At 65.6% G+C, this 10,303-nt stretch carries 11 protein-coding genes; 7 read left to right on the forward strand and 4 right to left on the reverse strand.

Annotated elements, in window-relative coordinates; genetic code table 11:
• Positions 1–2,530 (reverse strand): carbamoyl-phosphate synthase large subunit (gene carB / locus Q7T84_RS20860; RefSeq protein ID WP_304813046.1); only part of this gene is annotated, 2,530 nt, incomplete at its 3' end.
• A gap of 158 nt (positions 2,531–2,688) precedes the next feature.
• Positions 2,689–3,666 (reverse strand): sensor histidine kinase, encoded by a 978-nt coding sequence (locus tag Q7T84_RS20865; RefSeq protein ID WP_304813049.1) that lies wholly within the window; start codon positions 3,664–3,666, stop codon positions 2,689–2,691.
• A gap of 308 nt (positions 3,667–3,974) precedes the next feature.
• Between Q7T84_RS20865 and Q7T84_RS20870 the strand changes: the two genes are divergently transcribed.
• A complete protein-coding gene (locus tag Q7T84_RS20870) occupies positions 3,975–4,772 on the forward strand; it encodes a LytTR family DNA-binding domain-containing protein (RefSeq protein WP_304813051.1) in 798 nt (265 codons plus the stop codon).
• Between the two features lie 131 nt (positions 4,773–4,903).
• On the forward strand, positions 4,904–5,524 hold the full coding sequence (locus Q7T84_RS20875) for a PEPxxWA-CTERM sorting domain-containing protein (protein ID WP_304813054.1): 621 nt from the start codon (positions 4,904–4,906) through the stop codon (positions 5,522–5,524).
• A gap of 88 nt (positions 5,525–5,612) precedes the next feature.
• On the opposite strand, the gene Q7T84_RS20880 is transcribed toward Q7T84_RS20875, so the two are convergent.
• Positions 5,613–5,819, reverse strand: coding sequence for a cold-shock protein (locus Q7T84_RS20880; protein ID WP_304813057.1), 207 nt, complete (start codon positions 5,817–5,819; stop codon positions 5,613–5,615).
• Positions 5,820–6,302: 483 nt separating this feature from the next.
• Between Q7T84_RS20880 and Q7T84_RS20885 the strand changes: the two genes are divergently transcribed.
• The 4 genes from Q7T84_RS20885 (at position 6,303) to Q7T84_RS20900 (ending at position 8,722) form a co-directional block, all read left to right on the forward strand.
• Positions 6,303–6,785 carry a sigma-70 family RNA polymerase sigma factor gene (locus Q7T84_RS20885; protein WP_304813070.1) on the forward strand — a complete coding sequence of 161 codons (483 nt, stop codon included), beginning with the start codon at positions 6,303–6,305 and terminating at the stop codon, positions 6,783–6,785.
• Entirely contained in the window at positions 6,782–7,498 is a 717-nt protein-coding gene (locus Q7T84_RS20890) for an anti-sigma factor domain-containing protein (RefSeq protein ID WP_304813060.1), read from the forward strand. Before Q7T84_RS20885 ends, Q7T84_RS20890 begins: the two co-directional genes overlap by 4 nt.
• A gap of 66 nt (positions 7,499–7,564) precedes the next feature.
• Positions 7,565–8,035: a YbjN domain-containing protein gene (locus tag Q7T84_RS20895; RefSeq protein WP_304813063.1), complete on the forward strand. Its 471-nt coding sequence runs from the start codon at positions 7,565–7,567 to the stop codon at positions 8,033–8,035.
• Positions 8,036–8,140: 105 nt separating this feature from the next.
• On the forward strand, positions 8,141–8,722 hold the full coding sequence (locus Q7T84_RS20900) for a fasciclin domain-containing protein (protein ID WP_304813065.1): 582 nt from the start codon (positions 8,141–8,143) through the stop codon (positions 8,720–8,722).
• 44 nt (positions 8,723–8,766) lie between these two features.
• On the opposite strand, the gene carA is transcribed toward Q7T84_RS20900, so the two are convergent.
• Positions 8,767–9,936, reverse strand: coding sequence for a glutamine-hydrolyzing carbamoyl-phosphate synthase small subunit (carA, locus tag Q7T84_RS20905; RefSeq protein ID WP_304813068.1), 1,170 nt, complete (start codon positions 9,934–9,936; stop codon positions 8,767–8,769).
• Between the two features lie 238 nt (positions 9,937–10,174).
• On the opposite strand from carA, the gene Q7T84_RS20910 reads away from it, so the two are divergent.
• Positions 10,175–10,303, forward strand: a 129-nt coding sequence (locus Q7T84_RS20910; RefSeq protein WP_304813072.1) for a helix-turn-helix domain-containing protein, incomplete at its 3' end; no start/stop codon positions are given.

The following is a 10,303-nucleotide window of genomic DNA, read 5'->3' on the forward strand; positions in this document are numbered from 1 at the left end:
CGATGGCGAACTGCACGTTCATCAGGCCCTTGACGTTGAGGGCCAGCGCCATGCGGACGGTCTGGGCCTTCAGCTCGGCGATGGTCTCCGGCTTCAGAGAGAAGGGGGGCAGGGAGCAGGCTGAGTCGCCAGAGTGAACCCCAGCCTCCTCAATGTGCTCCATGACGCCGGCCACGAATACGTCCTTGCCGTCGCAGATGGCGTCAACGTCCACCTCGGTGGCGCGGCTGAGGTACTGATCGATCAGGACCGGGCTGTCGCCTGACACCTGCACGGCGGTGCGCACGTAGCGTTCAAGCTGCTCGTCGTCGCGGATGATCTCCATCGCCCGGCCGCCCAGCACGTAGGACGGGCGGATGACGATGGGGTAACCGACCTGATGGGCGCCGGCGAAGGCTTCGTCGCGCGAGCGGGCGATGGCGTTGATCGGCTGGGCGATCTTCAGCTTGTGCAGCAGTTGCTGGAAGCGCTCGCGGTCCTCGGCCAGGTCGATGGCGTCGGGGCTGGTGCCCAGGATTGGAATGCCGGCGTCTTCGAGCGGCTTGGCGAGCTTCAGAGGCGTCTGGCCGCCGAACTGAACGATCACGCCCAGCAGGGTCCCACGAGCCTGCTCGACCGCGATCAGTTCCAGCACGTCCTCGGCCGTCAACGGCTCGAAGTAGAGGCGGTCGGAGGTGTCGTAGTCGGTGGAGACGGTCTCGGGGTTGCAGTTGACCATGATCGACTCGACGCCCAGGTCGCCCAGGGCGAAGGCCGCATGGCAGCAGCAGTAGTCGAACTCGATGCCCTGGCCTATCCGGTTGGGACCACCGCCCAGGATGATCGCCTTCTTGCGGTCGGTCGGCTCGCTCTCGCACTCCGGAATCTGGCCCAGCGCGCCCGTCTCGTAGGTCGAGTACATGTAGGGCGTGGTGGCGCGGAACTCGCCGGCGCAGCTGTCGATGCGCTTGAACACCGGGCGCACGCCGTGGCCCCGGCGCTGTTCGCGGACCTCGGCTTCGGTGGTGTGGGTCAGCTTGGCCAGGCGGGCGTCGGAGAAGCCCTGGGCCTTGATGGCGCGGAACTCGGCGGCGGTGGCGGGCAGGCCGCGGTCGCGGATGCCGGCCTCGGCCTGGACCAGGGTCTCGAGTTGGCGCAGGAACCACGGCTCGTAAGAACAGGCCGCGTTGATCTCTTCGACGCTCAGGCCGTGGCGGAAGGCCTGGGCGATGACCAGCAGGCGGTCCGGGGTGGGCTGGCCCAGCGCGCGGATGACCGCGGCGCGGCCGGTCTCGGCGTCATGGGCGCCTTCGATCTCGATCTCGTCCAGACCGGTCAGGCCGGTTTCAAGGCCGCGAAGCGCCTTCTGCAGGCTCTCGGCGAAGGTGCGGCCGATGGCCATGACCTCTCCGACCGACTTCATGGCGGTGCTGAGCAGCGGCTCGGAACCCGGATACTTTTCGAAGGCGAAGCGCGGGATCTTGGTGACGACATAGTCGATGCTGGGTTCGAACGAGGCCGGCGTGGCGCCGGTGATGTCGTTCATCAGTTCGTCGAGCGTGTAGCCGACAGCCAGGCGCGCGGCGACCTTGGCGATCGGGAAGCCGGTGGCCTTGGAGGCCAGGGCCGAGGAACGCGAAACCCGCGGGTTCATCTCGATGACGACCATGCGGCCGTCGGCGGGGTTCACCGCGAACTGGACATTGGAGCCGCCAGTTTCGACGCCGATCTCGCGCAGGACGGCGATCGAGGCCGCCCGCATCTGCTGATATTCCTTATCGGTCAGCGTCAGGGCCGGGGCGACGGTGATCGAGTCGCCGGTGTGGACGCCCATCGGATCGATGTTCTCGATCGAGCACACGATGATGCAGGTGTCGGCCGTATCGCGGACGACCTCCATCTCGTACTCTTTCCAGCCGAGCACGCTCTCTTCGATGAGCACTTCGGTGGTCGGCGAGAGGTCGAGGCCGCGTTCCACGATCTCGCGGAATTCCTCGAGGTTGTAGGCGATGCCGCCGCCGGTGCCGGCGAGCGTGAAGGACGGGCGGATGATCGCGGGCAGGCCGACGAACTCCAGCCCCTCCAGGGCCTCGTCCATGTTGTGGGCGGCCTTGGATTTCGGGCTCTCGAGGCCCAGCTTGTCCATGGCGTCGCGGAATTTCTGGCGGTCCTCCGCCTTGTCGATGACGTCGGCCTTGGCCCCGATCATCTCCACGCCGTACTTGGCCAGCGCGCCGGAGGCCTCGAGGGCCAGGGCGGTGTTCAGCGCGGTCTGGCCGCCCATGGTCGGCAACAGGGCGTCGGGGCGTTCCTTGGCGATGATCTTCTCGACCATCTCGGGCGTGATCGGCTCGATGTACGTGGCGTCGGCCACGTCCGGGTCGGTCATGATCGTGGCCGGGTTCGAGTTGACCAGGATGATCCGGTAACCCTCGGCGCGCAGCGCTTTACACGCCTGAACGCCGGAATAGTCGAACTCGCAGGCTTGGCCGATGACGATCGGGCCGGCGCCGATGATGAGGATCGAGGAGATGTCTGTGCGTTTCGGCATGTCCACTCGCGCGCATGGGCCGCGCGGGTAGGGCGCGCTGCGGCCGATCATATTGCAGGTTAAGCCGGCCGTTTAGAGGCGGAGTCGCCTGGGCGCAAGCGCCATGGGTTCGAAACTCCTCCCGCGAGCGCGGAGAGCAGCCTTGGGTTCCAAGGCCGTCAGGGTGCGCCGATGTCCAGGGGCAGGGTGACCGTCACCGCAAAGCCCCCTGCGGGCAGGGGTGAGGCTTCCATGTGGGACTTGTCGCCGAAGCGTGCGGCGAGCCTGCGTCCCACATTTTCGAGGCCGACACCGGTTCCGGAAATGGCGCCGGTTCCTGGGCCGTTGTCGCTGACCCGCACCCGCAGATTTTGAGCCTCCGCCCAGGCTCTAACCTGGATAAGGGTCTCGGTTCCGGGCGGGTGCACCCCATGCTTGACCGCGTTCTCAACCAGCGGCTGGAGGATCAGGCTGGGAATCTTGGCGTGCGACAATTGGGCGGGAACGTCGATCACCACCCGCAGCCGGTCAGCAAAGCGCACCTGCTCGATCTCTAGGTAAAGTCTCTGCTGGTCGACCTCGTCGCCTAGCCGCACGTCGCCGAGCGGATCACTGGTCAGGCTGGCGCGGAAGAAATCCGACAGGCCCATGACCATGCGCTCAGCCTGCCTGTTGCGGCCGTCGAGAATGAGCGCCGAAATCGAATTGAGCGCGTTGTACAGGAAGTGAGGGTTGATCTGGTAGCGCAGGGCTCGAATCTCGGCGTCCTGCGCGGCGATGAGCGCCGCGGAGAGACGCGCTTCGCGCTCACGCGTCCCCTGGTTGCTGTCCAGCACAAGGGCGACCAGAAACCACATCAGAAATGGGATGAGCCAGTACGCGCTCTCCCAGAAAAATCGGCTGAGGTCGTAGGGGCCAGGCCGGAACACGACTGGCGTGAGCAGGCTGATGGACCTCAACACCAGGGCGTAAAGTCCCGAGCACACGAGGGTGGTGACCAGGACCAGAGGGCCGCGCGCGGTCCAGTTCCAATTCCTCGACCAGCGGACCGCGCCGAAACAGACCAGGCTGAGCGTGCTGGCGGCGGCCACGCCCATCAACTGTCCAGGAAGGTGCTGGCGCACGTAGGGGTGGCCAGCGAGCGCGTTGAGGACCACGGCCCAAAGTTCTGTGCAGGCCCATAGGGCGACGGCTAGCCCGGCCGCCGTCCGCCAATCGCGCGGGATCTTCGCGCGATCCCTTTCGCCGGCGGTTCCTTGCCTCGTGGGGAGCGGCATCCTTGGCTCTAACTCCGTCGTGGCGATGCTCCTCGGCGTGGCCAGCTAAGCTCGCTCATCGTGAAGGTATGAGCGAAAAGGCGAGGTTGTCGACGGAAGGGGGCAAATCGTCGACGGGCGGCCGTGGACAGCTTCGCCGTCGTCGTGAGAGATCGCTTGTCGTTTCTGCCAGGGAGCCGCGTTGGCCGATGGTGTCGCTACGGGTCGTCGCCATAGACGACGAAGACCTCGCGCTGCGGCGGTTGCAGATCGCGCTGGATCAGATTTCGAACGCCGAACTGGTCGGCGTGGCGCGGAGCGGCGAGGAAGGCCTAGCGCTCATCGCCGCGGTTCGCCCCGATGTCGTGCTGTTGGATATCCAGATGGCCAATCTCGACGGCTTCGAACTGGTCGAGCGTCTCTGCGGGGACCACGTTCCCTTGGTCATTTTCGTCACGGCCTTCCCCGGCTTCGCGACTAGGGCCTTCGAGGTCAGCGCCGTGGACTACATTCTTAAGCCCGTCGCCTTCGAGCGGCTTGGCGCGGCCCTGGACAAGGCCCGGACGACCTTGCGGCTGGTTGATGCTGAGCGCCGGGCGAGCGACCTGCGCACGCTTGTGAGCGCATTGCGCGCCGAATCCAGCGCGCGCGGCGCGGACGACTACCTCACGGAGATCTGGGCCGAGCGACGCGGCGAGACCGTGCGCGTCCCTGTCCATCTGATCGACTGGATGGAGGCGGACCGCGACTATGTGCGGCTGCACGCCCGTGGCGCCCCTTTGCTCACCCGCGGTCCGCTTGGGGATCTGCAGGCTCGGCTGGACCCAAGCCAATTTGTTCGCGTGCGCCGGTCGGCGCTCGTGCGTGTGGAGGCCATCGCCGCTATTCGCAATCGCGGCTACGGCAATTGCCGCGTGCTGCTGACCGGCGGCGCCGACGTGAAGGTGGGCAAGACCTATCTGCGCGACATCCGCCGACTGACCAGCCTCCCTGACTTCGCCGGATAGGCGAGAGCCGGCGCCGTCCGCCGTCGAATTCGGCCGTTCGTCGCTGCTCGTTTGCGACTTCCCATCCGCCCCGACACCTCGCCGAGTGGCCGCGGATTGTTCGCAGCCTCACTCAACAGTTGGGATGCATCATGAAGCTATCAGTCATCGCCGCGGCGCTCTCGGCCGCTGCTCTAGTCTCCACCGCCGCCGAGGCCGCGACGGTTATCGACTTCAACGAATTCGCCGCCGCTTCCACGAAATTTCATGGAACGAGCCTCTCTTCGCAGGGATTTTCGGTGACCGCGCCATCCGGCGCCGGCTTGGTCTCCTGGGGACGGACGGCCTCGAACAACGGCGATCCGGGCGGCGCCACCCTGATGAACTGGAACGGCGGCGTCGTGACGATCGCTCGCCTGGACGGCGGGCTTTTCAGCCTGGATTCCCTTGATTTCGGCGACGTCTACAATGTGGGATCGCCTGAAACAGTCAGTTTTTCATTCTTCGATGGCGTCCGCACCACGGTGAGAGACGTCGTGCTTGACCGGGCGAAGGGTATGGAGACCGTGAGCCTGGGCATGGACAGCCTTCAGTCGTTCTCGTTCCGCCTTGTCCATGGAACCGCCGCTATTCAATTCGACAACCTGACAGTCGGCGAGCCGGTGATGTCAGCCGTGCCCGAGCCCGCGACCTGGGCGATGATGATCATAGGCTTCGCCGCCGTCGGGACAGCGGCGCGGACGCGGCGTCGCAACCAACTCGCATTCGGCTGACTCCCACCGCCACAAACAAAAAGGGCCGGCGTTTCCGCCGGCCCTCAGTCGTTCTAACGCAAGGGCCCGAAGGCCCTTGCGAGGTATTTTAGACCTGCAGGTTGCCAGCGGACATCTTGCCGCTGCGACGGTCTTGCTCGAGTTCGTAGGAGACCTTTTGGCCTTCGTTCAGGCTGCGGAGGCCTGCGCGCTCCACGGCCGAAATGTGGACGAAGACGTCAGCGCCGCCGTCGTCGGGTTGGATGAAGCCGAAGCCCTTGGTTCCGTTGAACCATTTCACAGTGCCGGTAGCCATAGAAGTGTCGTCCTTGGGATATTAATTCCGCAACCCAGCCTTTGAGCCGCGCATCAAAGTTCGGGAGGGTCGGGGAGTAGGTTCGGTGCGCCGGAATTTGGAGCGTCGAAGAACAGCCGAACCATACGAGTTTGACCTACCGACGGTAACTCGGTTCAGCGGTGTCCGCAAGGCGAGCCTATCGAGTCTTTGCAACGCAATTGACGAGGCCGCTGGCGAGGCTCGATCGCCAGAAATCTTGCGCGTTCCAGCTGTGCCCTGAACGCCACGCCCTCTCATGGAGGAGCTGTGGGCCTCAAGGCGCACTTTAACTGAGGCAGGGCGAAATCGCTCTGAACCTTGCCGTGCGCTCTTCCAATCGGCGGCGGGCTGGGGCAGCTTCGTGGTTGAACCTCACTCCAGAAAGCCGCCTTGTCCGCGATTTCCGCCCCGGATCCGCTCGCTGAACTGTTGCCACGCATAGCGTCTGGCGACCGCGACGCATTGCAGCAGCTATATGAGCGCTCGTCCGCGAAGCTTTTCGGCGTCTGCCTGCGTATCCTTTCCGACAGGGAAGAGAGCGAAGACGTGTTGCAGGAGGTTTATCTGACGATCTGGCGCAGGGCCGACCGCTTCGATGCGGGACGGGCCAGCGTCATGACTTGGATTTCGACCATCGCGCGCAATCGCGCCATCGATCGGCTGCGCGCCCGCGGCCCGTTGGCCTATGCCGACCAGATCGACGAGATGGAGATCGAGGACGGCGCGCCGGGCGCCGAAGCCCTGCTGGAAGCTTCCCAGGACGGCGCGGCGCTGAACCGCTGCCTGTCCGAACTGGACGAACGGACCGCCAGCGTGATCCGCACCGCCTTCTACGAAGGGGTCACCTACGAGGCGCTGGCCCACCGGCTCGACACTCCGCTGGGCACCATCAAGAGCTGGATTCGCCGCGGTCTCCTCAAGCTCCGGGGGTGTCTGGAGCGATGAGCGACATCGGCCCCGAAATGCCCGAGGACGACGCCCAGGCCGCTGAACACGCGCTGGGCGTGCTGACCGCCCGCGAACGCGCCGCCGCCGAGCTGCGCATGGCCCGCGAGCCGGACTTCTTGGCGAAGGTCGAGACTTGGCGTGAGCGCCTGGCGCCGCTGGTTGACGATGTGGCGGCGGTCGAGCCGCCCGCGGGCCTATGGCCTCGGATCGTCCGCGGCCTGCCGGCCAACGACAACCAGGTCGGGGTGTTGCGGCGGCTGAAGTTCTGGCGCGGCGCGACGATGGGTTCGCTGGGGCTGGCGGCCGCCAGCCTGGCCATGGTCGCCGTGCTGGCGACCCGTCCGCCGCAGATCATCACCCCGGCGCCGGCGCCGATGATGAACGCCCGGCTGATGACCACCGGCGGGCAGCCGCTGTTCCTGGCGGCCTATGATCCAGGGCGGAAAGCTGTGCTGGTCGCTTCGCTCGTCCCGCCAGGGACCGATCCCAACCACAGCCATGAGCTTTGGCTGATCCCGGCCGATGGCAAACCGCGCTCCCTGGGCCTAGTGGAGCCAGGTGCGTCAAAGTCCATGCCGTTGTCCGATCAGATGGCGGCCATGGCCAAGGAGGGCGCGACAATGGCGGTCACCGTCGAGCCGGCCGGAGGCTCGCTACTGGATGGGCCGTCAGGGCCTGTCGCCGCGGTCGGCAAGCTCGCCAGGATCTGACGGGCGGCCCCTGGTTCTCAAGCTCCGAAGCACCTTATGCTCCGCGGCTGAGCTTGAGGAGCAATGATGAAAGCACACCTGTTCGCGGCGAGCGTGGCGGCCTTGGTTTGTCTGGGGGGCGGCGTTCAGGCCGCCGAGTTTCATAAGGACGGCATGACCGCCAAGGAACTCCAGGCGTGGCTTTCAGAGAGCGGCTATCGAGCCGAACTCGCGAAAGACAGCGAGGGCGACACCTATGTGAAGAGCGCCTCGGACGGGGTGAACTTCGACGCCCACCTCTATGACTGCCAGAAGGAACGCTGCGCCTCGATGCAGTTCATCGCGGGCTTCGACATGGACGGCGAGCTGGAGCTCGCCAAGATGAACACGTGGAACGCCAGCAAGCGCTACATCGCCGGGTACACCGACGAAGAAGGCGACCCGTGGTTCACCTATGACGTCAATCTCAGCCCCGGCGGCAGCCGCGCGGCGCTCGACGATGATTTCGCTGTCTGGCTGAGTTTCCTGCCCGACATGAAGGAACTGGCCGGCTGGTAACTTGGTGTCGGCCGCAATATTGCGGGCCTGATCGCATCTTCCTGAGCATCAACCTCGTATCCTTGATGTCGCGGCTATAGCGGCGGAAAATCAAGGATACCAGGAATGCGTTCCAAGCTCATTCCGGCGCTTGTCGCCGGCGTTGCTGCGGCTTGCCTCGTCTCTGGCGGCGCTTTTGCTCAGATGGCCAGCCCCATGGCGAGCGAAAAGACTGTCATGGTCGGTGGTGCGGCCATGTATCCGTCCCGGAACATTGTCGAGAACGCAGTCAACTCCAAGGACCACACGACCTTGGTCGCGGCGGTGAAGGCTGCGGGTCTGGTCGACACCCTCTCCGACGCCGGCCCCTTCACCGTGTTCGCACCGACCAACGAGGCCTTCGCCAAGCTTCCAGAGGGCACAGTCAACACCCTGTTGAAGCCTGAGAGCAAGGCCGCGCTGACCAAGGTGCTGACCTACCACGTCGTGCCAGGCCGGCTGACCGCGACGGACTTGGCCGCCAAGGTGAAGGCCGGCGGTGGCAAAGCGATGCTGAAGACCGTGGAAGGCGAAAACCTGACGGTGATGGCCATGGGCGGGGGCTTGGTGGTTCACGACTCCAAGCATGGCGCAGCGAAGGTGACGATCGCCGATGTGGGCCAATCCAACGGCGTGATCCACGTCGTCGATACAGTCCTGATGCCCTAGGACCCGAAACGCGCCCCCCCATGTGGAGGGGCGCGCGCTACGGCTTATTTCTGCGCGGCGTCCATGAGATCGGCGAACCGCTGGAACAGATAGAGCGAGTCCGTCGGGCCAGGAGAGGCCTCGGGGTGGTGCTGCACCGAGAACACCGGGCGGCCCGTCAGGGAGATGCCGGCGTTGGTGCCATCGAACAGCGAGACGTGGGTCTCGACCACCGCTTCGGGCAGGCTGTCGCGATCGACAGTGAAGCCATGGTTCATGGAGACGATCTCCACCTTGCCGGTGGTGACGTCCTTGACCGGATGGTTCGCGCCGTGGTGGCCCTGGTCCATCTTCACGGTGTCGGCGCCCAGGGCGCGGGCCATCATCTGGTGACCCAGGCAAATGCCGAAGATCGGCACGCCGCTCTCGACCAGCTTCTTGATCTCGGGAACCGCGTACTCGCCGGTGGCGGCCGGGTCGCCGGGACCGTTGGACAGCAGCACGCCGTCCGGCTTGCGGGCCAGGACCTCCTCGGCGGTGGTCTTGGCCGGCACCACGGTGACGCGGGCGCCGATCGAGGTCAGGGCGCGCAGGATGTTGCGCTTCACGCCGTAATCGAGAACCACGACCTCATACTTGGGCTCGCCGGCCTTGGCGTAGCCTTCCGGCCAGGTCCACAGACCCTCGTGATAGACGAACGGCTGCAGGCAGGAGGCGTCCTTGGCCAGGTCCAGACCCTCGAGGCCGGCCCAGGCCTTGGCCTTCGCGGTGAGGGCGGCCAGGTCGAACTGGCCGTCGGGCGAGTGAGCGATGACGCCATGCGGCATGCCCTTTTCGCGGATCGCGCGGGTCAGGGCGCGGGTGTCGACGCCGGCCAGCCCGATGACGCCGCGGCGCTTCATCCAGGTGTCCAGGTCGCCCTGCGCACGCCAGTTGGCCGGCGGGGTCGGCACGTCGCGGAAGATCGCGCCGCGCGCCGCGGTCTCGGCCGAACCGGACATCTGTTCGACGTCCTCGACGTTGACGCCGACATTGCCCATGTGCGGGAAGGTGAAGGCCACGATCTGGGCCATGTAGGAGGGGTCCGTCAGGATCTCCTGGTAGCCGGTCATGGCGGTGTTGAAGCAGACCTCGCCGACCACGTCGCCGGTCGCGCCGACGCCGACGCCTTGCAGGACAGTGCCGTCCGCCAGGACCAGAACGCCGGTGACACCTGGGAGGAGTTCAACAGTCATCTCGGCGTCTCCTTGGATGGGCCGCATGCTCGCAAAAAGGCGGGCCAGGGAGAACCCCGCCCGTTCAATCTGTCCGCTTGTGTCGGCAAACGGCCGCGTAGGTACTGACTCGCGACCGCTGGGTCAATGCGGGTCTCTAACGCACTTCGCCGCGACGTGATCCCCTAAAGGCTCAATCCTCGCGACGTCGTCCATGGGGCAGCTTGCCGAAGTCACCATCGTCGATAATAATCGACAAATGGATACTATAGTGGACGATGCCGGTGCGCGCCTCGCCCGCCTGCTGCGATTCGAGCGCGATGCGCGCGGCTGGTCGCTGGCCGATCTGGCCGAACGAGCTGGGGTCTCCAAGGCCGCGATCAGCAAG

The organism is Phenylobacterium sp. (assembly GCF_030654915.1).
Lineage (GTDB): Bacteria > Pseudomonadota > Alphaproteobacteria > Caulobacterales > Caulobacteraceae > Phenylobacterium.

Bases quoted from the DNA above. Each gene is read 5' to 3' on its own strand.
- Q7T84_RS20870 (WP_304813051.1), top strand. From the start codon at position 3,975: ATGGTGTCGCTACGGGTCGTCGCCATAGACGACGAAGACCTCGCGCTG.
- Q7T84_RS20875 (WP_304813054.1), top strand. From the start codon at position 4,904: ATGAAGCTATCAGTCATCGCCGCGGCGCTCTCGGCCGCTGCTCTAGTC.
- Q7T84_RS20880 (WP_304813057.1), bottom strand. From the start codon at position 5,819: ATGGCTACCGGCACTGTGAAATGGTTCAACGGAACCAAGGGCTTCGGC.
- Q7T84_RS20890 (WP_304813060.1), top strand. From the start codon at position 6,782: ATGAGCGACATCGGCCCCGAAATGCCCGAGGACGACGCCCAGGCCGCT.
- Q7T84_RS20895 (WP_304813063.1), top strand. From the start codon at position 7,565: ATGAAAGCACACCTGTTCGCGGCGAGCGTGGCGGCCTTGGTTTGTCTG.
- Q7T84_RS20900 (WP_304813065.1), top strand. From the start codon at position 8,141: ATGCGTTCCAAGCTCATTCCGGCGCTTGTCGCCGGCGTTGCTGCGGCT.
- carA (WP_304813068.1), bottom strand. From the start codon at position 9,936: ATGACTGTTGAACTCCTCCCAGGTGTCACCGGCGTTCTGGTCCTGGCG.